Genomic DNA, 24,156 nt, shown 5'->3' on the forward strand with positions numbered 1-24,156 from the left:
GGCGAGCGCGGCGCGGCCGTCGTCGCGGCGGCCGCCGTGCTCGGCGTCCCCGCCGACGAGGAACTGCTCACCGCCGTCGCCGGACTCGACCCGGAGGCCGGCGCGGACGGCCTGACGGAAGGGCTGCACGCCGCCGTCCTGCACGAGGTCGCGCCCGACCGCTACGCCTTCCGCCACCCGGCCGCCCAGCAGGTGGCCCTCCAGGGCGTCCCCGGTCCCCGCCGCCGGGTGCTGCACCGGCGCGCGGTCGCCGCGCTGGACGGCCTGGTCCCCCGTCCGCTGGCCCGGATCGCCCAGCACACGCTGGCCATGGGCGACCGGCGGGCCTGGCAGGACCTCGCCCAGGCCGCCGCCGACCAGGCCGTGGCGCTCGGCGACCCGGGCGGCGCCCGGCGGATGCTGCGCAGCCTGCTCGACGAGCCCGACCTCGACCCGCCGCGGCGCGGCCGCGCCGCCCTGGCGCTGGCCCGGATCGCGGCCGACGACGTCGATCCGGCGGCCAGCGTCCAGGTGCTGAGCGGCATGGTCGCCGATCCGCGCCTGCCGATCGCCGACCGGGGCGAGATCCGGCTCGCGCTCGGCTTCCTGACCGCCGTGCACAGCGGCAACCGGGCCGGCTTCGACCGGATCCGGGAGGCCCTGGACGAACTGGTGGAGCGTCCGGCCCGGGCCGCCCGGGCCATGGTGGCGATCGCCATGGACGAGCGGCACGGCGCGGGCCGCAACGCCCGGGACTGGCTCGCGCGGGCGGAGCGGCTGCTGGCGGACAGTCCGGACGAGGACGTGGCCGCCGCGGTGCAGGCCACCTCGCTCACCTTCCTGGCCCGCGACGGGGACCCGGCGGTCTGGGACCGGCTGGACGAGCTGCCGCGCGCCTCGGAGCGGCCCGAGGTGGTCCGGCAGACCACCCGGGCGCTGTACAACGCGGGTGAGATCGCCATCGAGCTCGGCTACGACCGCCGGGCCGCCCACCTGCTGGCGGAGAGCCGGCGGCTGGCGCGGCTGGCCGCCATCCCGTACCTGGAGTGCTACAGCCGGCTCGCGCTGATCCGGCTCGACGTGCTGGCCGGGCACTGGGCGGGGGTGGAGGAACGATTCGCCACGCTCGGGGCCGAGTTCGACGACCTGGCGATGGCCGGGGCGGAGCGTTCGCTGCTGTTCGGGCGGCTCGCGGCCGGCCGGGGGCGGCTGGCACTGGCCCGGGAGGAGTTCGAGATCGCGGCCCGGTTCGGTCAGCGGGAGTCCCAGGTGACCGTCGCGCTGCGGGCGGCCGCCGGGCTCGGCGGGCTCCAGCTGCTGGAGGGCGACGCCGCCGGGGCGGCCGAGACGGTGGGTCCGGCGCTGGCCACCGCGCGGCAGGCCGACGCGTGGGCGCGCACCGCCGAGCTGTTGCCGGTCGCCGTCGAGGCGCTGCTCGCGACGGGCGGGCACGCCGAGGCCCGGAGCGTCACCGAGGAGGCCGCGCAGGCCCTCACCGACCGGGACGCGCCGGCCGTCTCGGCGGCGCTGGACCTCGCCCGGGGGCTGGTGCTGAGCGCGGCGGACGAGCCCGGCGCCGAGGAGGCGTTCACCCTGGCCCGGGACCGGTGGCAGGACATCGGGCGGCCGTACGAGGCGGCGCGCGCCGACGAGCGGATCGCGGCGGCGCTCGCCGCGCACGACCGGGCCCGCGCGGCGGAGCGGATGGCCGCGGCCGAGCGGGTCTACGTCGACCTGGCGGCGACCACCGACACCGCCCGGTGCCGGAAGCTGCGCCGGGACCTCGACCTCGGCGGGATCGGCTCGCCGGGGCGCCGGGGCTACGGCAAGCGGCTGTCGCCGCGCGAGCGGCAGGTGGCCGAGCTGCTGGCCCAGGGGGCCGGGAACCAGGACATCGCCCAGGCGCTGTTCCTCTCGCCCCGGACCGTGGAGCACCACGTCGCCAACGTGCTGCACAAGCTGGCCACGAGCCGGGCGGAGACGGGGCGGGCGCTGGCCCGGGCGGACGCGGACGACGCGGCGGGCGCGGGCTGACCGGGGGCCAGCCCCCGAGCCGGGCTGCGCGGGCCCGGTCGTGCGGGCCCGGGGAGCCCGGCTGTGCGGGCCCGGTCGCGGGTGCCCCCAGGATTCGCGCGGGCCGATAGGTAGTCACCCGCATTGATCCGGCCGGTCCGGACCGGTTCCCTGGTGTCACGGCGAGCAGGGCAGCCGCTCCCCGACCAGGAAGGACCCGACGACATGAGCGCACGTCACCACGCACCGAGCGCGACCACCGCACCGACGCCGGGCGGGCCGCGCCCGGTCCGGTCCACGGTCCGGATCTCGCCGTCCCCGCGCAAGGCGGGCCACCACCCGCTCGCGCTGGTCCGGCTGGCCAGGCTGAGCCGGTCCGGCCCCGTGCACTGAGGACGCCCCCTGCACTGAGGTGAGGTGACCGCGCACCGGGTGTGCGCCGTACGGATGGAGCGGGGCCCTGCCTGATCGACCAGGCAGGGCCCCGCCGCGTGCACCGGCCGGGGGAGCGACCGGGGGCGGGTCGGCTCAGCAGCCCGCCGGCACGGCGAGGGTGACGGTGGAGGGCGGCCAGCCCCACTGGGTGACCTCCAGCGTGGCCGCGGCGGTCGCGCCGCACGGCACGACGCCGGAGAGCCGGCCCACCGAGGTGGTGGTCCCACCGATGACGACGGTGGGTGTCACCGTGCCGAGTTCGGCGCCGCCGACCACCGTGGCGGTGAACCGGAAGGAGACCGGGCGCGCGGTCCACGCGACGCTCGACGGGGCGGCCTGGCCGAAGAAGACGACCTGGTCGCCGTTGACGACGGCGCAGATCTCGTCGACCACGACGCCCCGGTAACCGGTGACGCAGGTCCCCGGAGCGGGCACGGACGACGCCCCCGCGGTGATCCCGGTGGTGCTCGCGACGGCGGGTCCGCCGGCGGGTCCGTCGGTGGTCCGCGCGGCGGCCTGGGTGACGCCGGCCGCGGTCAGAACGGCGCTGGTGGCGAGGATGGCGAGGGGCCGATTCATCGGGTGCTTCCCGTTCGTGGGTAGGGACGGCAATGTGAAGCCATGTGACATTTCACGCTTCACACCTCACATGATGCCATGGATTCAATCGGCCAATCGCCAACTAGCCTTCTTTTCCAAGTTGTCCACAGATTCAAGCCTTCATCTGGCCGATTCCTGCCGCTCTGACGCCCCGTCATGGCGCCCCGTTTCCGCCTGTGAACAGTTGATTGCAGCCGTTGCCCCCGCTCCGCCGCGCTGCGCAGGATGGGCGGGCCCGGCCACGCCGCAGAGCGCGCGGTCGCAGGGCGGCTGACAGGAGGCGATCGTTCGTCGTGCCCAGAAAACAGATCCACCTCGCCGCGTTCCTTCCCGGCACCGGGAACCCCACGGTCTGGTCCGACCCCCGGGCCGGCAGCCAGATCGGCTTCGACACCTTCACGCACGCGGCACGCACCGCCGAGCGCGGCAAGTTCGACTTCCTCTTCCTCTCCGAGGGCCTGCGGCTGCGCGAGCACAAGGGCGAGCTCTACGAACTGGACGTCGCGGGCCGGCCGGAGGCGCTGACCGTCCTCAGCGCGCTGGCCGCCGTCACCTCCCGGCTCGGACTGGCGGCGAACATCAGCTCGATCTTCAACGAACCCTACGAGGTGGCACGACGGCTGGCCGCGCTCGACCACCTGAGCGAGGGCCGCGCCGCCTGGAACGTGGTGACCGGCTGGGACGACTCCACCGGGGAGAACTTCCGCCGCGGCGACTACCTGCCGGAGTCCGAGCGGTACGCCCGGGCCGCCGAGTTCCTGCACACCGCACGGGAGTTGTGGGACAGCTGGGCGGAGGACGACCTGCCGGCCGACCCGGCCGGCGGCGAGTTCGTCCGGGCCGGTGCGGGCGCGTTCACCCACCAGGGGACGCACTTCGACATATCCGGCCGGTTCAACACACCGCGCTCGCCGCAGGGCCACCCGGTGATCATCCAGGCCGGCGAGTCCCCGCAGGCCCGGGCCTTCGCGGCCGCCGACGCCGACGTGATCTTCAGCCGGCACAACCGGCTCGCCGAGGCCCGCGGCTTCTACCGGGACATCAAGGGCCGCCTCCCCGGCCACGGCCGCTCCCCCGACGACCTGCGGATCCTCTCCTCCGTCTCGTACGTGCTCGGCGACACCACCGAGGAGGCGCACGAGCGCGCCGCGGAGATCCGCCGGGTCCAGACCAGCCCGCAGACGGCGATCGCCCACCTGGAGGCGATCTGGGGCCGCGACCTCTCCGACCACGACCCCGACGGCCCGCTGCCGGACTTCGACCCGGACCCGGGCGACGTCCTGCTCAAGGGCCACGCGCGGTTCCGGGTCGACCGGATCGACACCGCCCGGCAGTGGCGCCGGCTGGCCGGCGAACGCGGCCTGAGCATCCGGGAACTGGTCACGGAGGTCACCGGGCAGCAGACCTTCGTCGGCACGCCCCGCGAAGTCGCGGACGCGATGGACGCGTTCGTGCAGACCGGCGGCTCCGACGGCTTCGTCGTCACCCCGCACGTGACCCCGGGCGGCCTGGACGAACTCGTCGACCGGGTGGTGCCGCTGCTCCAGGAGAAGGGCGTCTACCGGACCGAGTACACCGGCACCACCCTGCGCGACCACCTCGGGCTGACCGACGCCCGCCGACCGAGCCGGGAGACCGCCGTATGAGCCGCCCCGCCGAGCACCGCCCGGACGAGCACCAGCCCACCGAGCCCCGGCCCTCCGCCGAGGGGCTGCCGCCGCTGCACCTCGCCGTCGCCCTCGACGGGGCAGGCTGGCACCCGGCCGCCTGGCGCGCCGAAGGCGCCCGCCCCGGCGAGCTGTTCACCGCCGGGTACTGGGTGGACCTGGTCACCGAGGCCGAGCACGGCCTTCTCGACCTGGTCACCTTCGAGGACACGCTGGCCCTGCCGTCGAGCTTCAACGGGCCCGCCGAGCGCACCGACCAGGTCCGCGGCCGGCTCGACGCCGTACTGATCGCGAGCCGGGTCGCGCCGCTCACCTCCCGGATCGGCCTGCTGCCCACCAGCAACGTCACCCACACCGAGCCGTTCCACCTCTCCACCGCGATCGCCACCCTCGACTACACCAGCCTCGGCCGGGCCGGCTGGCGGCCCCAGGTCTCCGCCCGGGCCGACGACGCCACCCACTTCGGGCGCCGCGCCACGCCACGGCTCGTCGAGGACGACCTGAGCTCCTCGCTGGCGATCTCCAAGCGGCTGGAACCGCTCTTCCACGAGGCCGCCGACGTGGTCGAGGTCATCCGCCGGCTCTGGGACAGCTGGGAGGACGACGCGGAGATCCGCGACACCGCCACCGGCCGCTTCCTCGACCGCACCCGGCTGCACCGGATCGACTTCACCGGCGAGCAGTTCGCCGTCCGCGGCCCGTCCATCACCCCGCGCCCGCCGCAGGGTCAGCCGCCGGTCGCCGTCCTGGCCCACGCCCCCATCCCGTACGAGCTGGCGGCGAAGGGCGGCGACCTCGTCTTCATCACGCCGTTCTCCGCCGAGGGCACCGCGTCGATCCTGGGCGAGGTCGCGACCGCCGTCACCGCCGTCGGTCGGCCCGCCGACCACCCGCTCAAGGTCTTCGCCGACCTGGTGGTCTTCCTCGACGAGCGCCCCGGCGAGGCCGCCCGCCAGAAGGAGCGGCTCGACGAACTCGACGGCGTGCCGCAGCACTCCGACGCCCACATCTTCACCGGCACGCCCGCCGAACTCGCCGACCTGCTGCTCGACTGGCAGACGGTGGAGACGGCCGGACTCCGCCTGGAGGGGTACCGGCTGCGCCCCGGTCGGCTGCCGCACGACCTGACGGCGATCACCCGTGGGCTCGTCCCCGAGCTCCAGAAGCGCTCGGCCTTCCGGACCGAGTACACCGCCGACACCCTCCGCGGCCACCTCGGGCTCCCCCGCCCCGCCAACCGGTACGCCACCGCCCGACCCGACGCGGCCCCGGAGCAGGCCCAGGCCCCGGACCAGGCCCAGGGCCCGGAGCAGGCCTGACGGACCGGCGGGGCGACCCCGGTCGCCCCGCCGTCCGCCCTTCCCTGCCTTTTCCCGGCCATGCGATTCCCCCTGTGGTCCACGGTGGCGGTGCGACGGACGGGCGGAGCGGTCCCGCGTGCCCGCGTCCCGTCCCCCGCGTCCGTGACCTGAACCTCCCCCGGGGTCACCCGGGCCAGTCCCCCGGCGGCCCCGGCGGCCGGGGTGCGAGCACGGCTCGCATACGGAGCTTCGCTCCGGGGCCAGCCGAACGTGTGGTTTCGCCGCCGGACCGGTCGCCGTGGTGCTCAGGCGCCCGTGCGCGGCTCCATCCGGAGGTCGAAGGCGGCGGTACCGGGGTCGAGGGCGGTGACGCCACCGTCCACGGTGAGGACCGCGCCGTTCACGTAGCCCGCGGCGGGCGAGAGCAGCCAGCCGACCGCGGCGGCCACCTCCGCCGGCTCGCCCGGCCGACCCGCCGGGGTCAGCCGGGTCACCTCGCCGTACGCCTCGTCGAGGCCGCCGGCCAGCCCCTCCTCCTCCGCGAAGCGGGCCATCCGACGGTCCGCCATGTCGGTGCGCACCCAGCTCGGGCAGACCGTGTTGGCCCGCAGGCCGAGCCGCCCGTAGTCGACCGCGAGCGAGCGGCAGAGCTGGAGCAGGGCCGCCTTCGAGGTGGCGTAGGCGGCGTTGCCGACGCCGTTGCGCAGCGCCGACACCGAGGCCACCGCGACCACGGCGCCGCGCGCGGCCAGCAGGTGCGGGAGCGCCTCGCGGAGCAGGAGGAAGGGACCGGTGAGGTTGGTCCGCATCACCAACTCCCAGTCCTCCAGGGTCACCTCGCCCACCGAACCGCCCCGGCCGACCCCGGCGTTGAGGACCAGCCCGTCGAGCCGGCCGTAGGCGGAGACGGCCGCCGCCACGAGGCTCCGGACGCCCTCCGGGTCGGCGGTGTCGGCCACGTGGGCGAGTGCGCCGGTCTCCCGCGCGAGGCTCTCCAGCGGCTCGGCCCGCCGCCCGGAGACCACCACCCGGTGCCCCTCGGCCCGCAGCAGCCGGGCGGTCGCCGCGCCGATGCCGGTCCCCCCACCGGTGACGATGACAACCCGCTGGTCCGACATGGCCGCTACCTCCGACGCTCGACGATCGATGCTCTGCGAACCATCGATCCTAGGCTCACGGTTCGTCAGCACGGTTCCGGGGGCGGTCCGGACGGCCGGTGAGCGGCCGTGCCGGTCACGCGGCGCAGCGTGACCCGGGCCCGTACCGCCGGGTTCGGGCCTTCACCCGTGCAGGCCCGAACCCACGACCCGGCTCCCCCCGGACACATACGCGCCGAAGACCGAGGTATCGAGATCCTTGAGGGACTCCAGGACCAGCGTGGCAATCGCGAAGCGCGGATCACGGCGATCAGCGGCCTCGGGAACGGCGACGACCGTCATCCGGGCTGACGCGCCGGCGAGGACGCCGGTGAACGAGTCCTCGATCACGATGCATTCGTCGGGTGACGCGCCGAGGGCGGCGGCTGCGCGGAGATAGGCGCCCGGGTGGGGCTTGCCGTGTTCGTCGTCCTCGGCCGAGAACACGGCGTCGAACGACCCGTCGAGGCCGGTGCTCGCGAGCGCAGCCCGGATCACCGACTCCGGCGAGGAGGACACGACGGCCATCGCCCTCGATGCGCGCGCGCACGTCGTGACGGCGTGTTCGGCGCCGGGTTTCAGCGCCACTCCCTCCAACCTGCGGCACACGGCGGCCACGATCTGCTGCTCGACGTCGTCGGGGTCGGCCTGGATGGTGGCCCGATCGAACCAGTAGGCCACCATGTCCCTTTGCCGCAGCCCGCGCGTCGCCGCCTGCGTCTCCGGTGTGAGGTGCAGACCGAGCGGACCGAACACTTCCCGCTTCGCCGCGTCCCAGATCGGCTCGGAGTCGATCAGAAGGCCGTCCAGGTCGAACAGGACGATCGGTTGCATCGGTTGCTCTTTCGTTGACGATCGATCGAGGACGAGGCGCGTTCGTGGCGGGCTCCGGCCCGGACAGAACCTCGCCGCCGCGCTGCCGGGCGGTCAGCGGTCGGCCGTGGCGGTCAGGCGGCGCAGTGTGGCCTGAGCCGGTGGGCCCCAGGTGGGCTTGCCGCCGGGGCGGCCGTGGACGCCGGCCTCGCCGATGAGGAGGCAGGAGAGGGCGCGCAGCACCGCCCAGCCGCGGGCGCGCCGTAGGGTGGCGGCGTCCGGGGTCGGCCGGTAGGCCTGGTGGAAGCGGTCGGTGGCACCGTCCGGCAGCAGGACCCAGGCGGCGGCGAGGTCGCAGGCCGGGTCGCCCGCGCAGAGGTCGCCGAAGTCGATCACGCCGCAGATGGTGCCGTCGGCGGTGAGGACGTTGGCCGGGTGCAGGTCGGCGTGGATCCACAGCGCCGGTCCCGTCCAGTCGGGTGCGGCGGCGGCGTCCGCCCAGACCGCGCGGACGGCGTCCGGGTCGGGGACCTGCCCCGTGTCGACGGCCGCGGCGAACATCTTCGCGAACCCCTCCGCGTAGTCGGCGAGCGGCCCGCCGCGGCCCCGGCCGGCGGGCGCGTCGGCCGGGGCGGGTCGGTGCAGGGCCGTCAGGAAGGCGGCCAGGGCGTCGGCCGCCTCGGTTCCGCGCGTGGCGGGGGCGCGGTCGGCGGGCTCGCCCGGCACCCAGGTGGTGACGAGCCACGGGCGCGGGAACCGCTCGGACGGCTCGCCGAGGCGCTGCGGGACGGGGACCGGCAGCGGGAGGTCCGGGGCGAGGGCGGGCAGGACGGCGTGCTCCTTGCGCAGCAGCGCGTCGGCGGACCCCGTCGCCCAGGGCAGACGGACGGCCAGGTCGTCGCCGAGCCGCCACAGTTGGTTGTCCCAGCCGCGCGCGCCGAGCGTCACGGGGTGGCCGGCCAGGTCGGGGTGCTGGTCGTGCAGCAGGTCCCGGATCAGCTCGGCGGTGATCTCCGTCTCGGTGTGGGTCATGCGGAGCAACGTTAGGCGGAGCAACGGTGGTACGGCGGCGGGTTGTGCCGCAGCTCACCCCGGACCCGTGTGTACGCCTGCGTATATGAGGCCTAGTCTGCTCATATACGCAGGCGTACATTCGGGGGCGCCGGACGGTGTCCCCGAGTCGGAAAGGCGGCATCGGTCATGAGACTTCCGCGCGCAGCCCACACTGCCCAGCCCTGGCGGATCCACGAGATCACCCGGGACTTCCGGACCGAGGACGTGTGGTCCTTCCGCACCCCCGGCGCCGGGCCGGACGACTTCCCCGTGATGCTCGCGGCCATGCGGGCCGGTGGCGGCTTCGACCGGCAGACCCCGGTGTCCCGGTTCCTGTTCGCGGCACGCTGGAAGCTCGGCACCCTGCTCGGCTGGGACGAGCCCGGGAGCGGCCTCGACGGCCGGGCCCACTCGCTGCGCGAACGCCTGCCGCGCGACCTGTACGAGACCATCGACGGCACCGAGCCCGGCGGCCTGCCGCTGACGCCCGTGTACCGGCTCGCCGACGAGCAGGTCGGCGAGCTGGCCAACAAGACCGCCCACGCCGTCATGCACCTGGGCTGGGTGGCGACCGGCACCGGCGGATACGAGCTGCGGATGGCCGTCCTGGTGAAGCCCAACGGCCGGTTCGGACGCTTCTACATGGCGCTCATCGCGCCGTTCCGCCATCTGATCGTCTACCCGGCGATGACCCGGCAGTGGGAGCGCGCCTGGCGGGACCGTCGGATCCTGCTCGCGGACGGTCCCGACCCGCGCGGGTAGCCGGCTCAGCGGGCAGCCGGACGGACACCCTGCCGGCCCGCGGACCGCGGGAGGCGGCCGGCGGGGCCGGGCGCCGCGCGGGTGGCGCGCAGTTCGGCGCCCACCCGGGCGGCGTCACGGGTGACGGCCACCAGGAAGCGCGAGCGCCGAACCCCGAGGCGGCGCAGCGCGCGCCCGTGGTCGACCGCGACGAACGCGGTGGCGGCCAGGGTCAGCCCGCGCCAGCCGGCCACCGCCAACGGGCGTAGCGGCGCCGGCAGTCGGGCCAGGAAACGGCGCAGGCGGTCGATGTGGAACGGCACGTGGCGCTCCTCGTCGGCGAGGATCCGGCCCGCCACCTCGCGGGTGAGCGGGTCGGCGGTGCCGTCCCGCAGGCAGCGGTAGTAGGTGACGGCGATGAGCTCCGCGACCATCAACACCATCAACTCCAGGCGCAGCCCGAGCAGTCGGCGGGCCTCGACGAAGACCCGGTCGCTCCAGTGGCCGCTCAGCAGCGGAACACCTCCGGCTCGCAGGAGTTCGGCGAGCAGCCGGGCGTGGTTCTGCTCCTCCGCGACGAACAGGCGGACGGCGGCGGCATAGTCGGCGTCACCGGCCCGGTCCGCCTTGGCGATCAGGTGGCCGCCGTCGCCGTCCTCACCGACCTGGAACCGCTGGAGGCTGCGCCAGACGGCGGCGGGCAGTCGCGCACCCCGCCGCCAGTCGGGCTCGCCGCGAGCGGCCCGCCGCTCGCGCTCGGCCTCGAACTCCGCCGACCAGTCCCCGAAGTGTCCGACACTCATCCCGCCCCCGATGCACGAACGCCGCCGCCCGACGGTCCTCCGGCGGGCGGATCGGTCTCACCCTAACCGAAATCTGAACACGTTCAACTGTCTCGCGTCAGGAGGATCCGGGGCGGGTGAGCGGTGCGCGGGGTGGCGGGGGTCGGCGGCAGGATGGCAGACGCGCGGGCCGGCCGGTGTCGGGAGCGACGGACCCGCGGGCACGTTCACGGCGGGACGCCTGCGGCAACGCGGGCCCGGCCGTGGCGGCGTGACAGACTTCCGGGTCATGGGTGAGAGCGAGGCGGGAGTGGCCGCACAAGGTGTTCCGTTGCTGGTCGTGGACGGTGCCAACGTCGTCGGATCGGTGCCGGACGGCTGGTGGCGCGACCGGCGCGGTGCGGCGGAGCGGCTGCGGGACGGGCTGGCGCCGGTGGCGGATGGCGGGCTGGTGGACGGCCGGTCCGGGGTGCCGGACTGGGCGCGGAGCGGGCCGCTGGAGGTGGTCCTGGTCGTCGAGGGTGCCGCCCGTGGCGTAACCCCGACGCCGCAGGTGCGGGTCGAGACCGCGTCCGGCAACGGCGACGACCTCATCGTCGAGCTCGTCGCCGCCGCTCTCGCCGCCCACCCCGGGCGGGCCTGCCTGGTCGTCACGGCGGACCGCGAGCTGCGGGCCCGGGTGACCGCCCTCGGCGCCGAGGTGACCGGCCCCCGGACGGTCCGGCCCGATGCCACGGATCAGAAGCCCGGAAGGCCCCAGCCGTAGGGCTCAGCCGTAGGGCTCAGCCGTAGGGCTCAGCCGTTGATCCCGGCCGTTGATCCCGGCCGGGACAGTCCCCCGGATCCCGTCGACGCAACCGGCCCCCAGCCGACCAGCCCGACGCGGCGGCTCAGAACCCCGGCGGGATCCAGCCGTAAGGCTCCGCCATCGCCCCCGGCAGGGACGGTCCCCCGCCGTCCTCCGGGTGCCGGCGGGCGACCGAGGTGGGCAGCATCACCAGGGCCACGAGCACGGCCGCGAGCACGAAGGTGCCGAATCCGGCGATGCTCAGTGGCAGGTCGAACCAGGTGCTGAGCCAGCTCACCAGCCACAGCTTCAGCGTGTTGCCGATCGTCGCGACGACCAGGCCGGCGGCCGTCCGGGGCAGCGGGCCGTGGCCCGGCAGCGAGAGGCGGGTGAACTTCAGGCCGAGCACCGCCCCGAGGACGAGCAGGGTGAGCAGTTGCCGCCAGCCCGGTCCGTCCGCGAGCTCGGCGCGGTCGAGCACGGCGAGCGCCAGCCCCAGTCCGGCGGCGGCGAGGAGGTGCCGGACGACGCCGAGCGCCGCGTCCCCGCCCGGGTCGCGGCCGACGAGGAGGTGCCACGACTGGCGCACCGTCACGCCGACGAGCATCACCACCAGCGCGGCCACCACGGTCGGGCCGACACCGGACAGCTCGACGGGCAGGCCGAACCGGTGGCCGAGCCGGACGGCCAGCCAGAGCGCCACCGGTTCCGCGACCAGCAGCAGCGGTGCCAGCAGGGCCAGCCCGAGACAGGCCGCGCAGGACCGCGCCGGGGCCAGCAGGCGGACCAGCCCGCCCGCCAGGACGTGCACGGCGACCAGGACGGCGGCGGTCCCGAGGATCACGGCCCACCGCGTCCCCGCCGGCCCGCCCAGGTCGAACCCCGTCACCACACAGGGCGCCACGGCGATGCCGGCCGCCGTGGCCACCAGATCCAGTAGATGGACGGCCGGTCCTGTGGCCGGCCTGACTCCGTTCGACATCCGTCCCCCCGGGGTCGGCGTGTACCCCCATGGTTCCCTGCCCGGCCCTCCGCGACGCGTCCTCCGGCCTGCCGCTTTCCGGCCGACGGGCCGGGGAACGGGGTCAACCGGCGCTCCGGGTCGGCGTGTTGACGCCACACGGTGTTGACGCCGCGTCGCCCGGGGCCGCACGGTCCGGAATATTCACTGTCCGATGATCGGAACACCGTGGTAGACAACCGCCGTGGAAAACACTCTGGACTTCTCTGACCGGCTGCGACTCATCGACGAGCGGTTGACCGCTTTCCGAGCCGTGGTCGCCGCCGCGCCCGACCTCGACGCGCAGGTGCCGACCTGCCCCGACTGGACTTTGTTCGACCTGGCGCAGCACATCGGTCAGAGTCGCCGCCGTTGGGCGGCCGTCGTCGCCGCCGGGCCCGCCGAGGCTCCCCCGGCCGGGTTCCTGCCGGAGAACGTCCCGGCCGCGCCCCGGGAGCGCGAGGTCCTGGTGGAGTGGCTGGCCGAGTCGTCCCGGCTGCTGCTGGACGCGCTGAAGGCGGCCGGGCCGGACCGCGGCTGCTGGACGTGGTGGGGTGACGGGCAGTCGCCGCAGAACTCCGGCGTGGTCGCCCGGCACCAGCTTCAGGAGATCTCCGTGCACACCTACGACGCCCAGCTCACCGTGGGCGCCCCGGCCGAGCTGCCGACCGACGTCGCGCTCGATGGTGTGGGCGACTTCCTGTACACCTGCTGCTCGACGACCTCCGCCTGGCCGCACGAGCCCGCCGTCGTCGAGTACTACAGCGCGGAGGGCCACTCCTGGCGCGTGCGGCTCGACGCCGACGGCGCCCTGATCAGCCCGCTCACCGCCGCCGACGCGGGCGACGGCGAGCCGGACGTCTCCGCCCGGGGCACGGCCGCCGAGCTGGTGCTGTTCTTCTACGGCCGCACGTCGCTGGACTCCGTGGAGATCGGCGGCGACCGGCGCGTCTTCGAGCGGCTCTTCGCCTGGGACCCGTCCGCGTAGGACATCCCGACGCAGGGCCCGAACGGGGGCGGAATCGATCGATTCCGCCCCCGTTCGGCGTTTCCGGTGCCGGACAGCCGGACAGCCGGACCATCCGACCCGGGCCTTAGCACGAACTGGCCCGTGCTCGTGGCAAGTTCACCCGTAGTCCGCTCGCATTGGCGAACTGCGCGCGGGCTCCGGTTCGGCGGGCGCCGGGCACGGTAAACCTGGTGCCAACACCGCCCCGGTCGCGGGCGCGGAGCCCGTCCGCGCCGCCGCTTCCCGGCCCCGAGAGGCCCTGAAAGGCCCGGTCCCGTCCTGTCCCCTACTCTTCCGATCGTTTGAGGATGCTGAATGCTTGGTGCTGGTTCGCCACCCGGACGCCGGCGCTCCGCCCCCGTGCTCGTCTGGCTCCTGCCCACCGTCGTGACGGCCGCCGTCGCCGCCGTCCTGGTGTCCACGGCCTCCCCCGGAGCCCGGGGCCGGGTGGCCCTGTGCGCGGCGGTCGGCACCGTGGCGGTGGTCCTGGTCGCCGTCGAGGCGGCCCGCCGGGGCCGGGCCACCGAGGCCCTGCGCGCGTGGTCGGTCCAGCGTGAGAGCGAGCTGATCCGCCGGCTGACCCGGCAGGAGGCCGAGTACCTCCGGCTCGCCAAGTCGGTCCTGCCCGCGGCCATGGCCCGGCTCTCCCGCGGCGAGGGCCTCGACGACGTCATCGACGCCTACCGGCTGCAGGACGTCACCGTCGGCGCCGAGTTCCGGGCCGCGCAGCAGACGCTGCTGCGGGCCGTGCTGGAGACCGTCGACAACGAGGAGGTGATGCGCGAGTCCGCCCAGCGCTCCTTCGTGAACATCGCGCGCCGCGTCCAGGCGATCGTCCACCGACAGGCCGCCGAGCTGCGCAGCATGGAGCACCTGCACGGCAACGACCCCGCCGTCTTCGACGACCTGCTGCTGCTCGACCACGGCAACGCCCTGATCGGCCGGCTCGCCGACAGCATCGCGGTGCTCGGCGGCGCCCGTCCCGGCCGCCAGTGGAACAAGGCGGTGCCGCTGTACAGCGTGCTGCGCGGCGGCATGTCCCGCATCCTCGACTTCCAGCGGGTCGAACTGCACCCGGTCTCCGAGGTCGCGGTGATCGGCCCGGCCGTCGAACCGCTCATCCACGCGGTGGCCGAACTCCTGGACAACGCCACCCGCTACTCCCCGCCGCACACCAGCGTGCACCTGACCGCCGTCGAGGTGCAGACCGGCATCGCGATCGAGATCGAGGACGGCGGGCTCAGCCTGAGCGAGGAGGGCCGGGCCCGGGCCGAGCGGATGCTCCGGGAGGCCCAGGCCGGCATCGACCTCAACGACCTCGGCGAGACCCCGCGCCTCGGCCTGGCGGTGGTGGGGCGGCTCTCGAAGGCGTACGGCTTCCAGGTGTCGCTGCGGCACTCGGCCTACGGCGGGGTGCGGGCCGTGCTGGTCGTGCCGCAGGAGCTGATCACCACCGCCCCGGCCACCGGCCGCGCGCACGGCATCGGCGTCACCGGCTCGTCCGGGCCGGTCGTGGTGGACGACCGCCGGCCGCACACCTCGCCGCCGCCCCGGCGGCCGCTGTCCGGCTCGCTGCCCGGGCCGCTCGCGGCACGGTCTGCGGCCCGCTCCGGCGGGGACGAGGTCCCGGTGGTGACCGAGCGGACCGCCAACGGTCTGCCACGACGGCGGCGGCACGCCGCGCCGTCACGGATCGGCGTCGCCTCGACCACGCGCTCACCGGCCCCCCGGTCGAACGGCACCCCCGCGTACGGCACGCCCGTGAACGGCGTCCCGGGGAACGGCACCCCCGTGAACGGCGGCGCCGGCGGGAGCAGCGGGTACGGCGGGAGCACCGGCGGGCCGGTGAACGGCCGCGGTCCGGCCCCGGCGCCCGCCCCGGGCCCGGACGCGCCGAAGGCGGTGGAACCCGGCCTCTGGCTGGCCGCCTTCACCGAGGGCGTGAACGGCACCGCGCCGTCCGACGGGACGGCCACGGACCACCACAGCGGAGAGTCGACGGGGAAGGACGAGCGGTGATTCAGCCACGGAGCAACATGGACTGGCTGCTCAAGCAGCTGGCGGACGAGGTCCCGCTCGTCCGGAACGTCATCGTGCTCTCCGCCGACGGCCTGCGGATGGCCCAGCACGGTACCGAGACCGACGCCGCCGACCGGCTGGCCGCCGCCTGCGCCGGTCTGCAGAGCCTGGCCGCGGCGGTGGGCCACGAGTTCCCGCACGGCGACGGCCGGATGCGGCTGGTGGTGATCGAGGTGGGCGGCGGGTTCTTCTACCTGATGGCGGCCGGCGCCCGGGCCTTCCTCGCGGTGCTCGCCGACGAGGGAGTGGACGCCGGGCTGATGGGCCAGCGGATGCGCGACCTGGTCGCCCGGATCGGCGAGCACCTCAGTACGCCTCCCCGAAGGGGCGAGCCCGTCGCATGAGCACAGCCGGCCGGGACTGGGGCGACGAGGCCCCGGAACGCCTCTACGTGATCACCCGCGGCCACCCCCAGCCGGCCGGACGGGCCGCGCTGGACCTGGTCACGCTGATCGTCGCCCGGGTGGAACCCACCCCCTCGATGCCGCCGGAGCACGCGGCGATCCTGCAGCTGTGCGGGTCGCCGCTGTCCGTCGCCGAGATCTCCGCCTACCTGCGGCTGCCGGTCAGCGCGGTCACCGTGCTGCTGGCGGACCTCGTGGCCGACGAACAGGTCGAGGCACGCGCCTCCGTCCCGGCCGCCCTTCTCCCCGACCGTGCCCTGTTGGAGGCGGTGATGCATGGACTTCAACGGCTCTGACCCGGTGCTGGGGCCGTCCGACCAGGATCTGCTGCCGGACTCGGCCACCGCCGCGGTCAAGGTGGTGATCGTCGGCGGTTTCGGCGTCGGCAAGACGACCCTGGTCGGCTCGGTCAGCGAGATCCGCCCGCTGACCACCGAGGAGACGATGACCCAGGCCGGGGCGGACGTCGACGACCTGGCCGGGATCGAGCGGAAGTCCGAGACCACGGTCGCCATGGACTTCGGCCGGATCAGCATCAGCCACGAACTGGTGCTCTACCTGTTCGGCACCCCCGGACAGGAGCGGTTCTGGTTCCTCTGGAACGGGCTGTTCGAGGGCGCGCTCGGCGCCGTCGTGCTGGTCGACACCCGCCGGCTGGAGGTCAGCTTCGACGTGATCGGGCGGCTGGAGGACCGCGGCGTGCCGTTCGTCGTCGCCGCCAACGTCTTCCCCGGGTCGCCCGACTACCCGGACGACGAGCTGCGGCTGGCCCTCGACCTGCCGCCCGAGGTCCCGATCGTCGCCTGCGACGCCCGGGTCCGGGAGTCCGGGCGGGACGTGCTGCTCGCCCTCATGCACTACCTGTACGACCTCGCGGGGCCGTCGGCGCGCTGAACCCGCCCGTCCCCCGCTGTCCCGCCCGCTTTTCCGCCGCCGCGACCGCCGATGACCTCCGGAGACACTGTGACCACCCCGTTCCGCGACGACGCCGCCCTCGTCCCACCGGCCGGCTGCCCCGCCCACCAGGCCGGCGGGCCGGCCGACCTCCCGGCGGCCCGGTCCGGCGAGCCCGGAGCCGCGTCCGCGTCCGCCGCGGACCTGGCGGCCGCGGAGCCCGGGCTCGACGAACTGCCCGTCGAGGGGCTCCGGCGGCTGTACGGCCCCGAGGCCGAGGCCGACCCGGCCGGCCTGTACGAGCGGCTGCGCGCCGAGTACGGCGAGGTCGCGCCCGTCCTGCTGCACGGCGACCTCCCGGCCTGGCTGGTGCTCGGCCACTCCGCGAACCTCACCGTGATGCGCACCCCCTCGCGCTTCTCCCGGGACTCGCGCCGCTGGACGGCGTTCCAGGAGGGCCGGGTCGCCGCCGACTCGCCGCTGATGCCGGTCATCGCCTGGCAGCCGCTCTGCGTGTTCGCGGACGGCGCGGAGCACCGGCGGCTGCGCGGGGCCGTCACCGACGGCCTGGACGGCACCGACCGGCGCGGCACCCGGCGCTTCGTCAACCGGTACACCGCGGAGCTGGTCGCGCGGTTCGGCGCGACGGGCCGGGCCGACCTGGTGAGCCAGTTCGCCGAGCACCTGCCGATGCTGGTGCTGACCCAGCTGGTCGGCATGCCCGAGGAGTACGGTCCGCGCCTGGTCGAGGCCGCCCGGGACCTCATGAAGGGGACGGACACGGCGATCGCCAGCAACGACCACGTGGTGGCCTCGCTGGGGCGGATGGTCGAGCGCAAGCGCACCGACCCCGGCCCCGACCTGTGCTCGCGGCTGATGGCGCACGACGCCGGACTCACCGACCAGGAGGTGCTGGAGCACCTGCGGGTGGTGCTGCTGGCCGCGAACGAGACCACCGTCAACCTGATCGCCGACACGCTGAAGATGATCCTCACCGACGACCGGTTCCGGGCCCACCTGTCCGGCGGTCACATGACCGTGCCGGACGCGCTCGACCAGGTGCTCTGGGACTCCACGCCGATGCTGCTGATCGCCGGCCGGTGGGCCACCGGCGAGACGGTGCTCGGCGGCCGGCGGATCAAGGCGGGCGACATGCTGCTGCTCGGCCTCGCCGCCGGGAACGTCGACCCGGTCGTCCGCCCCGACCTGGCCAAGCCGCTCCACGGCAACCGCTCCCACCTGTCCTTCGGCAGCGGCCCGCACGAGTGCCCCGGCCAGGACATCGGCCGGGCCATCGCGGAGAGCGGCATCGACCGCCTGCTCACCCTGCTGCCGGACCTCCGGCTCGCCGTTCCGGAGGAGGAGCTGACCTGGTCCTCGGCCTGGTTGTCGCGGCACCTGGTCGAGCTGCCGGTCGAGTTCACCCCGGTGGAGCCGGAGGTGGCGGAGCAGGCCCCCGCCCCGTCGGGGCCGCCGGCCGCCGAGCCGGTCCCGGTGGCCGCGGCGGCTGCTGCGGTGGTGGCCGCGGCGGTGACGGCGGGGGACGGCGCGAACGCGGGCGCGAGCTCGGGCGAGGGTGACGGGGCCGGGGCGCTCGGCGAGGCGGCCCCCGCGAGCCCGTCGGGACGGCGGCGCGGCTGGTGGGCCGCGTTCCTCGGGTGGTTCCGGCGCTGAGGGCCCTACGGGTGCCGTGGGTGCCGACGGCGGCCGCGGGCCGGTGCCGCCGGAAGGCGTCGTCGGCCCGGCGCGGATAGAGTCGGCCCGAGCCGGGCCCGGCCCCGCCGCCGCCCCGGAGGAACGCCGATCACCCGAGGTGCCCCCGTGTCCCTGGTACGCGTCCACAACTTCTCGGTCTCGCTCGACGGCTACGGAACCGGCGAGGGCCAGAGCCTGGAGGCACCGTTCGGCCATGCGGGCGAGCGGCTGCACAGCTGGTTCTTCCGGACCCGGACCTTCCGCCGGATGCAAGGTGGGGAGGGCGGCGACACCGGCGTGGACGACGCCATGGCGAGCGCCTGGGGCGACGGGATCGGCGCCGAGATCATGGGGCGGAACAAGTTCGGCCCGCAGCGCGGCCCCTGGCAGGACCACGAGTGGAACGGCTGGTGGGGGCCGGACCCGGTGTTCCACACGCCGGTCTTCGTGCTGACCCACCACCCCCGGCCGACGGTCGAGATGGCGGGCGGCACCACCTTCCACTTCGTCGACGGCACGCCGAACGAGGTGCTCGCCCGGGCCCGGGAGGCCGCGGGCGGGCTGGACGTCCGGATCGGCGGCGGGCCGAGCACGATCCGCGCGTTCCTCGCCGCGGACCTGGTCGACCACCTGCACGTGGTGGTGGTCCCGATCGTGCTCGGCCGCGGGGTGCGGCTGTGGGACGGCCTCGAAGGGCTGGAACAGCGGTTCAGGACCGAGGCGGTGAGCAGCCCGAGCGGGGTCACCCATCTGACCTTCACCCGGCCCTGAGCCCGGCCTCCGGGGGCCGGCGCCACCGACGATCGGTCAGGCGTACCGGTCGAACAGGGCTTGCAGGTAGTCCTCCAGGCGGGCGGTCAGCAGGGCCGGGGTCAGGTCGGTGCGGCCCAGCTCGCGCCAGGGCCCGGCGACCTTCTCGGCGTCGGGGGCGAAGGCCAGGGCGTCGAGGAGGCGCCAGTACAGGTGGGCCGGGCCGGCCGCGGCGAGGGTGCCGCCGGCCCCGAGGTAGCGGTCGGCGAAGCCGAGGCCGAGCGGCACGCCGTGCAGCAGGGCGAGCGCCGTCGAGCAGTGGGCCACGTCGAGGTCGGCCGGTCCCCAGGAGGTCTCCACCCAGTCGACGACCCCGCTGATCCGCAGCCCGTCGTCATCGCCGCGACCTGCTGCGTCGCGTCCGCCTTCGAAGAGCACGTTGCCGGGGTGGAAGTCCCGGTGCAGGAAGGTCCCGGCGTACTCCGGCGGCTCGCGGCGGATGGCGTCCACCGCCCGCCGCCAGAGCTCGGGCCGACCGGTGGCCGCGGGCACCGCGACCCGCTCCGGGGCGGTCCAGGCCTGGTAGTCGCGCGGCCTGGTCGCCGCCGTCACCTCGGTCCGGTGGATGCGCAGCAGTTGGGCGGCCAGCAGGTCCGCGCGCCGGTCCGCGCCGGCGTCGTCCAGCCGGACGGTCCCGGGGAGCAGCGTCATCAGCAGGGACGGGTGGTCGCAGTGCCGGGCGGTGGCGTCCACGTCGACGAGCGTGGCGGCGGGGACGTCCGTCCCGGCGAGCAGTCGCAGGATCGCGGCCTCCCGGGACAGCAGGCCCTCGGCGTGCCGGAGGAAGAACGGTTTGACGAAGGAGCGCAGGACCAGCGCGCGCGGACCGGACGGCCCGGCGACGCTCAGCCGGCGCATCCGCGAGGTCCAGCCGCCGCGCAGCGGTTCGGCGTCGGTGAGGTGCTCCGCCGGGCCGAGCCCCCGCTCGACCCAGGCGCGCGTGCTGCTCCAGTCCTCCCCGCCGTCGCCGTCATCCTGGTTCCTGTGGCCTGTCGCGGCGTCCGCTCCCCTGATCACCAGGGCAGGCTATCGCGTGGCCCGACAGGACGAAACCGCCTTTCCCGCACGCTCGGTGAGTACACGTGGGATCCGGCGCACCCGCCCGTACCCACCCCGCACCCACCCCGCGGCGACCTCGGCGTCGGGGTGTCGGCGGGGCCCGGCATACTGGCGCGGTGCCGATAGCCGATGACCCCCGTCCGCGTCCCTCCGACGAACCCGAGCCCGGGTCCGGGCCCGGTCCCGCGTCCGGGTCCGGGTCCGGGCCTGCCGCCGCGTCCGCCGCCGGCGCGGGCGACGGGCGGGATCCGTGGGACGGGCTGGTGCTGGACGAGCGGTTCGTGCGCGCCGCCGCCGTCAAGGAGCCGACGGCGCGCACCCGGATGCTGACGGCGCGCTGGCGGAAGGAGGCGCCGGTGGATCCCGGGGGCCGGCGCTGGTCTCCCGGACCGACCGGACCGGCCGGCGCGGCGCGGGCGGGCGGGTCGCGCCGGCCCCGGCCGCGCTGGCAGGTGTGGCTGGTGATCGCCGTCGTCGCCGCGCTGGTGGTGATCGGGCTGGGGCCCGGCGAGGGGCTGAACTGGTCGGGCAGGTCGGCCGACCTGCCCGCGATGGACGCCGGCGAGCCCGGCAGGCCCCGGCCCGCCGCGGACGTCGCACTGCCGGGCGGTGGCGTGTTCGCCGGCAGCAAGTGCGGGGTGCGCGGCTACCACCACTTCGCGCTGCCCGGCAGGCCGGCCGAGGGTCCCACCGGGGTCCCCGGTCCGCAGGCCCTCCTCGGTTCCTACGGGTTCTCCCGCTCCTCGGCCACCGACGCGGGCCGGTTCGAGGTGAGCCTGCTGCTGGGGCCAGGCCGTGGCCGGGTCCCGCTGGACCTGGCCCCGCCGCTGGGGGCGCAGGGCGTGGCGGTGGAGATCGAGGGCCCGGACGGGCTGGTCGGCGGGGCGTACGGCCTCCCGGTCACGGTGGATCCCGACGTGCCGCGCACCGCGGACGGCGGTGTGCGGGTGGACCCGAACCTGGGTGCGGCGGTGGAGGTGACGCTGCCGGCCCAGGCGTTCTGCCCGGGCGTCGACCCCTTCGCGCTGCAGCGGAAGCTCGTCCCGCCGACCGATTCGCACAACAGCGTCGTCGGCCCGCCGCCGTACACGCTCACCGTCTCCTTCGCCGACCCGGCGGTCGGCGCGTCGCGCCGGGCGGCCGGGGCCCCGGTCTCCGGCGACGTGCTGAGCGCCGACAACCAGCGCGACCACGTGGCGGGCGCGCAGGAGGCCCGGCCGGCGTGACCCCGTCCGCCCCGGATGCGCCCGGGGCGGACCTCCCCGGGCGGGTTTGGCACCCCCTCGCCGGTGCGATATCCGAGGCTCCGGACCGGATCCGACGCTCCGTCGGTCCGGCCCGGCCGAGGGAAATCGACCGAGGGAGGGGACAGCACCATGACGGACACCCACCGGTCGGCGCTGCGCTACACCGCCGACATCACCGCGGAGGACATCGACGGCCTGGCCGGTTTCATCGACCGGCGGATCGCCCTGGTCCGCACGGCGGCGCCCGCGCCCGGCAGCGAGCCGGAGCGGGTCGGCGAGTCGCTGGCGCGGACGGTCGCCGCCCTGACCGGGAGCGCGCGGGAGCTGGTCGACGGGCTCGCCGGGCGCGCGGCGGAGGCCGCCGACCCGGACGGGGAGCGCCCGGAGGCGGACGAGGAGTCGATGGTCCGGCTCAGCACGCTCTGGCGGTACCTGCTGACGGCGGCGGAGGAGTGGAGCCACCTGCCGGACTACGACGTGGTCCGCTGGCGGCTGGACGGCCACCTGGACGCCGAGCACGAGGCGCGGGCGCGCTGGCAGGAGGCCGGCGAGCCCTGGTGAGCGGCCGACGGGCCGGCCCCGGCCCGGGATGGGCGGGGCCGGCCGTCGTGGGGGCTCCGGTCGTGGGGGCTCCGGCGGCCGGGTGGTCAGCTCCAGGGGTTGGCGCGCTGGTCGTTGATGGCGGTCCAGAAGCGGACGCCCTTGGGGAGGTTGCCGGAGGCCCAGAAGGTCCAGCCGCCGGTCTCCGCGTAGTTGGCGCCGAAGTGGCCGTCGTGGAACTCGGCCTCGCGCCAGTTGCGCCCGAAGGTCGACCGGCAGACGCCGTCGGCGGCGTCGCGGCTGGTCAGCTCGGAGCCCTTCACCGGGCGGCTGAGCGCCACGCTCCCGAGGGCCCAGCCGTTGTAGAAGCCGAGGCTGATCCCGGCCGGCGCGGGCCGGCCGTCGACGTTGAGGCAGAGCACGGGCAGCGAGGCCCAGGGCGCGGTGTCGCCGTAGTAGGCGTTGCTCGCGCTGCCGCCCGGGCCGCCGACCTGGACGGTGTTGTCGGGGCCGTAGTTGAGGACCTCCCAGGTCATGCCGTAGTGCGTGGCCTCCGAGGTGGTGGCGTTCGCCGGGGCGGCGGTCAGCGGGACGAGCACGGCCACGGCGGCGGCCGTCGCGGCGGCGAGACGCTTGATGCGCTTCATGGGGATCTTCCTCCGGGACATCGGGATCGGTGGTCTGCACGGCGCCGGGCCGCCGGGGCCCGGTGCGGATCGAGCCTCCCAACCGCCGACATTGTTCTGGCATGATCCGGTCATGAGCCGTCACCGGACGCGCCGTCCGCCCGGCGGGCCGTCAGGGGGCTGCGGGCGGGTGTCGCCCGGGCGGGTGAGTGACGGGCCGGGACGGCACGGCGGGTGGGGGCCTCGGGGCACGGCGTGTTCGGATGGCGGGGTCGTGTGCCCGGGGAGCGGTGCGGCGGGCGGGATCCGGTGGTGGCGAGGGGGACGATGCGGCGGCGGTTGCGGCGGTTCAGAGCGGTCGCGGCGGTGGTGTCCGCGGCCGTGCTGGCCACGGCGGCGGTCGCGCCCGCCGAGCCGGCGGACGGCGGGGAGGGCGGCGCGGAGCGCTCCGCGGAGCAGGCCCTGGAGGGGATCGGCGGGGTCACCGGCCTCGGCGCGGTGACCGGGTTCAGCGGCTTCGGCGGCGACCGGTTGCGGGTGCTCGCCGGGGTACTGCGGCAGGACCGGCCCGGGAGCGGCTGGTACCTGGTCGGCGGGGCGCACCTGGTGCTCGGCCTGGAGGTCGCGCGCGCCGACCACCAGCAGATCGTGCTGCGCTTCCCGCCCGCCCGGCGGGTGGTGTCCGTGCTGTGCGGGCCGGACGAGACGTACGCGCCGCTCGGCTACACCTGCGGCGCGTCCGTCTCGCTGGACGAGGTGACGGTCCGGCTCGGCCGGGGCGGGCGGCTGGCCGACCCGACCGTCACCGCCGCCGGGCGGTACGCCAACTTCTGGCTGCTCGGGCTCGTCGAGCGGCGGTGAGGCGGGCAGCGGTGAGGCGGGCGGCGGTGAGGCGGGAAGCGGTGACGGCAGTGCCCGGGTGGTGGGCGCGGCGTCCGGTCAGGACTGGTCCCAGGCCTCGATGGTGAGCGACCGGTCCGGCGGGCAGACGGCCATCCGGTCGGCGTACAGGTCGCGGGGCCGGTGCGCGGCGCCCCACCCCGTGTCGGGGACCGTCCCCCCGGCGAGCAGCGGCAGCACGTCCCCGGCCCGGGCGGTGTAGCGGTTCGGGTAGCCGTTGTGCGACAGCTGCTCGGCCTTGCCCGCCTCGACCAGTCCGCTGAGCCAGTCCAGGCCGCCGAGGCCGGCCTCCCACTTGGCGAGGACCACCGATCCCCGGGTGTCGGCCGTGGGCCGGTCCGGGCGCTGCGGGTCCGGGGCCGAGATGACGATCCACCAACCAAGCATCGCGACACGCTCCCCTTCGGTCCGCTGCGGTTCGGGACGAGCCTACGCCCGTCGGCACGCGGTCCGAGGGGTACTGGGCGATGCGGGCCACCGCGCGCTGCCGGGGTACTCCGACGCGCCGCCCCGACGCGCCGCACCCGGAAGGTTCGTCCACGCTGGACCGAGGACGCACCGCCGCGCCCGGCAAGACGCACGAACA

General features: G+C 75.6%; 25 protein-coding genes. 16 read left to right on the forward strand and 9 right to left on the reverse strand.

Annotation, left to right across the window (positions count from 1 at the left end):
* The coding region (locus AB0N76_RS25495; protein WP_363560674.1) for a LuxR C-terminal-related transcriptional regulator at nt 1-2,013 on the forward strand (2,013 nt) is incomplete at its 5' end.
* Nucleotides 2,014-2,217: 204 nt separating this feature from the next.
* Entirely contained in the window at nt 2,218-2,385 is a 168-nt protein-coding gene (locus tag AB0N76_RS25500) for a hypothetical protein (RefSeq protein ID WP_363560676.1), read from the forward strand.
* Nucleotides 2,386-2,520: 135 nt separating this feature from the next.
* Here AB0N76_RS25500 and AB0N76_RS25505 read toward each other — a convergent pair whose 3' ends face one another.
* On the reverse strand, nt 2,521-3,006 hold the full coding sequence (locus tag AB0N76_RS25505) for a hypothetical protein (protein WP_363560678.1): 486 nt from the start codon (nt 3,004-3,006) through the stop codon (nt 2,521-2,523).
* A gap of 314 nt (nt 3,007-3,320) precedes the next feature.
* On the opposite strand from AB0N76_RS25505, the gene AB0N76_RS25510 reads away from it, so the two are divergent.
* The gene (locus tag AB0N76_RS25510; RefSeq protein WP_363560680.1) at nt 3,321-4,673 is read left to right on the forward strand and encodes an NtaA/DmoA family FMN-dependent monooxygenase; all 1,353 of its coding nucleotides are present in this window, start codon (nt 3,321-3,323) and stop codon (nt 4,671-4,673) included.
* Nucleotides 4,670-6,013 carry an LLM class flavin-dependent oxidoreductase gene (locus AB0N76_RS25515; protein ID WP_363560682.1) on the forward strand — a complete coding sequence of 448 codons (1,344 nt, stop codon included), beginning with the start codon at nt 4,670-4,672 and terminating at the stop codon, nt 6,011-6,013. Before AB0N76_RS25510 ends, AB0N76_RS25515 begins: the two co-directional genes overlap by 4 nt.
* 287 nt (nt 6,014-6,300) lie before the next feature.
* On the opposite strand, the gene AB0N76_RS25520 is transcribed toward AB0N76_RS25515, so the two are convergent.
* The 3 genes from AB0N76_RS25520 to AB0N76_RS25530 all read right to left on the reverse strand — a co-directional run bounded on the left by AB0N76_RS25520 (nt 6,301) and on the right by AB0N76_RS25530 (nt 8,976).
* Nucleotides 6,301-7,113: an SDR family oxidoreductase gene (locus AB0N76_RS25520; RefSeq protein WP_363560684.1), complete on the reverse strand. Its 813-nt coding sequence runs from the start codon at nt 7,111-7,113 to the stop codon at nt 6,301-6,303.
* Between the two features lie 162 nt (nt 7,114-7,275).
* Nucleotides 7,276-7,965, reverse strand: a complete 690-nt coding sequence (locus AB0N76_RS25525; RefSeq protein ID WP_363560686.1) for an HAD-IA family hydrolase — start codon at nt 7,963-7,965, stop codon at nt 7,276-7,278.
* 93 nt (nt 7,966-8,058) lie between these two features.
* On the reverse strand, nt 8,059-8,976 hold the full coding sequence (locus AB0N76_RS25530; protein ID WP_363560688.1) for an aminoglycoside phosphotransferase family protein: 918 nt from the start codon (nt 8,974-8,976) through the stop codon (nt 8,059-8,061).
* 168 nt (nt 8,977-9,144) lie between these two features.
* On the opposite strand from AB0N76_RS25530, the gene AB0N76_RS25535 reads away from it, so the two are divergent.
* Nucleotides 9,145-9,759, forward strand: a complete 615-nt coding sequence (locus AB0N76_RS25535) for a DUF2867 domain-containing protein (RefSeq protein ID WP_363560690.1) — start codon at nt 9,145-9,147, stop codon at nt 9,757-9,759.
* A 5-nt stretch (nt 9,760-9,764) separates the two neighbouring features.
* On the opposite strand, the gene AB0N76_RS25540 is transcribed toward AB0N76_RS25535, so the two are convergent.
* The gene (locus tag AB0N76_RS25540) at nt 9,765-10,541 is read right to left on the reverse strand and encodes a ferritin-like domain-containing protein (RefSeq protein ID WP_363560692.1); all 777 of its coding nucleotides are present in this window, start codon (nt 10,539-10,541) and stop codon (nt 9,765-9,767) included.
* A gap of 268 nt (nt 10,542-10,809) precedes the next feature.
* Here AB0N76_RS25540 and AB0N76_RS25545 point away from each other — a divergent pair, with 268 nt between their 5' ends.
* Nucleotides 10,810-11,286 carry an NTP pyrophosphohydrolase gene (locus AB0N76_RS25545; RefSeq protein WP_363560694.1) on the forward strand — a complete coding sequence of 159 codons (477 nt, stop codon included), beginning with the start codon at nt 10,810-10,812 and terminating at the stop codon, nt 11,284-11,286.
* A 124-nt stretch (nt 11,287-11,410) separates the two neighbouring features.
* Here the strand turns inward: AB0N76_RS25545 and AB0N76_RS25550 are convergent, their stop codons facing one another.
* On the reverse strand, nt 11,411-12,235 hold the full coding sequence (locus AB0N76_RS25550) for a hypothetical protein (RefSeq protein ID WP_363560696.1): 825 nt from the start codon (nt 12,233-12,235) through the stop codon (nt 11,411-11,413).
* Between the two features lie 277 nt (nt 12,236-12,512).
* Here AB0N76_RS25550 and AB0N76_RS25555 point away from each other — a divergent pair, with 277 nt between their 5' ends.
* From AB0N76_RS25555 to AB0N76_RS25585, 7 genes are all read left to right on the forward strand, one after another.
* Nucleotides 12,513-13,295, forward strand: coding sequence for a maleylpyruvate isomerase family mycothiol-dependent enzyme (locus tag AB0N76_RS25555; RefSeq protein WP_363560698.1), 783 nt, complete (start codon nt 12,513-12,515; stop codon nt 13,293-13,295).
* Nucleotides 13,296-13,631: 336 nt separating this feature from the next.
* Nucleotides 13,632-15,335 carry an ATP-binding protein gene (locus AB0N76_RS25560; protein WP_363560700.1) on the forward strand — a complete coding sequence of 568 codons (1,704 nt, stop codon included), beginning with the start codon at nt 13,632-13,634 and terminating at the stop codon, nt 15,333-15,335.
* Entirely contained in the window at nt 15,332-15,739 is a 408-nt protein-coding gene (locus AB0N76_RS25565; RefSeq protein WP_363560702.1) for a roadblock/LC7 domain-containing protein, read from the forward strand. Before AB0N76_RS25560 ends, AB0N76_RS25565 begins: the two co-directional genes overlap by 4 nt.
* Nucleotides 15,736-16,095 carry a DUF742 domain-containing protein gene (locus tag AB0N76_RS25570; RefSeq protein WP_363560704.1) on the forward strand — a complete coding sequence of 120 codons (360 nt, stop codon included), beginning with the start codon at nt 15,736-15,738 and terminating at the stop codon, nt 16,093-16,095. Before AB0N76_RS25565 ends, AB0N76_RS25570 begins: the two co-directional genes overlap by 4 nt.
* The gene (locus AB0N76_RS25575; protein ID WP_363560706.1) at nt 16,076-16,693 is read left to right on the forward strand and encodes an ATP/GTP-binding protein; all 618 of its coding nucleotides are present in this window, start codon (nt 16,076-16,078) and stop codon (nt 16,691-16,693) included. Before AB0N76_RS25570 ends, AB0N76_RS25575 begins: the two co-directional genes overlap by 20 nt.
* 204 nt (nt 16,694-16,897) lie before the next feature.
* Complete coding sequence (locus tag AB0N76_RS25580; protein ID WP_363560760.1) at nt 16,898-18,367, forward strand: cytochrome P450; 1,470 nt, start codon at nt 16,898-16,900, stop codon at nt 18,365-18,367.
* A gap of 147 nt (nt 18,368-18,514) precedes the next feature.
* Nucleotides 18,515-19,159, forward strand: coding sequence for a dihydrofolate reductase family protein (locus tag AB0N76_RS25585; protein ID WP_363560708.1), 645 nt, complete (start codon nt 18,515-18,517; stop codon nt 19,157-19,159).
* A 36-nt stretch (nt 19,160-19,195) separates the two neighbouring features.
* Here the strand turns inward: AB0N76_RS25585 and AB0N76_RS25590 are convergent, their stop codons facing one another.
* Entirely contained in the window at nt 19,196-20,215 is a 1,020-nt protein-coding gene (locus AB0N76_RS25590) for a phosphotransferase (protein ID WP_363560710.1), read from the reverse strand.
* Nucleotides 20,216-20,520: 305 nt separating this feature from the next.
* Here AB0N76_RS25590 and AB0N76_RS25595 point away from each other — a divergent pair, with 305 nt between their 5' ends.
* Both AB0N76_RS25595 and AB0N76_RS25600 read left to right on the forward strand, forming a co-directional pair.
* Nucleotides 20,521-21,483, forward strand: coding sequence for a hypothetical protein (locus AB0N76_RS25595; protein WP_363560712.1), 963 nt, complete (start codon nt 20,521-20,523; stop codon nt 21,481-21,483).
* Nucleotides 21,484-21,633: 150 nt separating this feature from the next.
* Nucleotides 21,634-22,065, forward strand: coding sequence for a hypothetical protein (locus tag AB0N76_RS25600; protein WP_363560714.1), 432 nt, complete (start codon nt 21,634-21,636; stop codon nt 22,063-22,065).
* 86 nt (nt 22,066-22,151) lie between these two features.
* On the opposite strand, the gene AB0N76_RS25605 is transcribed toward AB0N76_RS25600, so the two are convergent.
* The gene (locus tag AB0N76_RS25605; protein ID WP_363560716.1) at nt 22,152-22,691 is read right to left on the reverse strand and encodes a hypothetical protein; all 540 of its coding nucleotides are present in this window, start codon (nt 22,689-22,691) and stop codon (nt 22,152-22,154) included.
* A 318-nt stretch (nt 22,692-23,009) separates the two neighbouring features.
* Between AB0N76_RS25605 and AB0N76_RS25610 the strand changes: the two genes are divergently transcribed.
* The gene (locus AB0N76_RS25610) at nt 23,010-23,531 is read left to right on the forward strand and encodes a hypothetical protein (RefSeq protein WP_363560718.1); all 522 of its coding nucleotides are present in this window, start codon (nt 23,010-23,012) and stop codon (nt 23,529-23,531) included.
* Nucleotides 23,532-23,609: 78 nt separating this feature from the next.
* Here the strand turns inward: AB0N76_RS25610 and AB0N76_RS25615 are convergent, their stop codons facing one another.
* Nucleotides 23,610-23,957, reverse strand: a complete 348-nt coding sequence (locus AB0N76_RS25615; RefSeq protein ID WP_363560720.1) for a hypothetical protein — start codon at nt 23,955-23,957, stop codon at nt 23,610-23,612.
* Nucleotides 23,958-24,156 lie beyond the last annotated feature (199 nt).

Source organism: Kitasatospora sp. NPDC093806 (genome assembly GCF_040683335.1).
Taxonomy (GTDB): domain Bacteria; phylum Actinomycetota; class Actinomycetes; order Streptomycetales; family Streptomycetaceae; genus Kitasatospora.

Excerpts from the sequence above, each read along its gene's own strand:
- AB0N76_RS25500 (WP_363560676.1), top strand. The coding sequence starts at position 2,218 with ATGAGCGCACGTCACCACGCACCGAGCGCGACCACCGCACCGACGCCG.
- AB0N76_RS25540 (WP_363560692.1), bottom strand. The coding sequence starts at position 10,541 with ATGAGTGTCGGACACTTCGGGGACTGGTCGGCGGAGTTCGAGGCCGAG.
- AB0N76_RS25520 (WP_363560684.1), bottom strand. The coding sequence starts at position 7,113 with ATGTCGGACCAGCGGGTTGTCATCGTCACCGGTGGGGGGACCGGCATC.
- AB0N76_RS25545 (WP_363560694.1), top strand. The coding sequence starts at position 10,810 with ATGGGTGAGAGCGAGGCGGGAGTGGCCGCACAAGGTGTTCCGTTGCTG.
- AB0N76_RS25600 (WP_363560714.1), top strand. The coding sequence starts at position 21,634 with ATGACGGACACCCACCGGTCGGCGCTGCGCTACACCGCCGACATCACC.
- AB0N76_RS25530 (WP_363560688.1), bottom strand. The coding sequence starts at position 8,976 with ATGACCCACACCGAGACGGAGATCACCGCCGAGCTGATCCGGGACCTG.
- AB0N76_RS25525 (WP_363560686.1), bottom strand. The coding sequence starts at position 7,965 with ATGCAACCGATCGTCCTGTTCGACCTGGACGGCCTTCTGATCGACTCC.
- AB0N76_RS25615 (WP_363560720.1), bottom strand. The coding sequence starts at position 23,957 with ATGCTTGGTTGGTGGATCGTCATCTCGGCCCCGGACCCGCAGCGCCCG.
- AB0N76_RS25560 (WP_363560700.1), top strand. The coding sequence starts at position 13,632 with ATGCTTGGTGCTGGTTCGCCACCCGGACGCCGGCGCTCCGCCCCCGTG.
- AB0N76_RS25605 (WP_363560716.1), bottom strand. The coding sequence starts at position 22,691 with ATGAAGCGCATCAAGCGTCTCGCCGCCGCGACGGCCGCCGCCGTGGCC.
- AB0N76_RS25575 (WP_363560706.1), top strand. The coding sequence starts at position 16,076 with ATGGACTTCAACGGCTCTGACCCGGTGCTGGGGCCGTCCGACCAGGAT.
- AB0N76_RS25505 (WP_363560678.1), bottom strand. The coding sequence starts at position 3,006 with ATGAATCGGCCCCTCGCCATCCTCGCCACCAGCGCCGTTCTGACCGCG.
- AB0N76_RS25570 (WP_363560704.1), top strand. The coding sequence starts at position 15,736 with ATGAGCACAGCCGGCCGGGACTGGGGCGACGAGGCCCCGGAACGCCTC.
- AB0N76_RS25535 (WP_363560690.1), top strand. The coding sequence starts at position 9,145 with ATGAGACTTCCGCGCGCAGCCCACACTGCCCAGCCCTGGCGGATCCAC.
- AB0N76_RS25515 (WP_363560682.1), top strand. The coding sequence starts at position 4,670 with ATGAGCCGCCCCGCCGAGCACCGCCCGGACGAGCACCAGCCCACCGAG.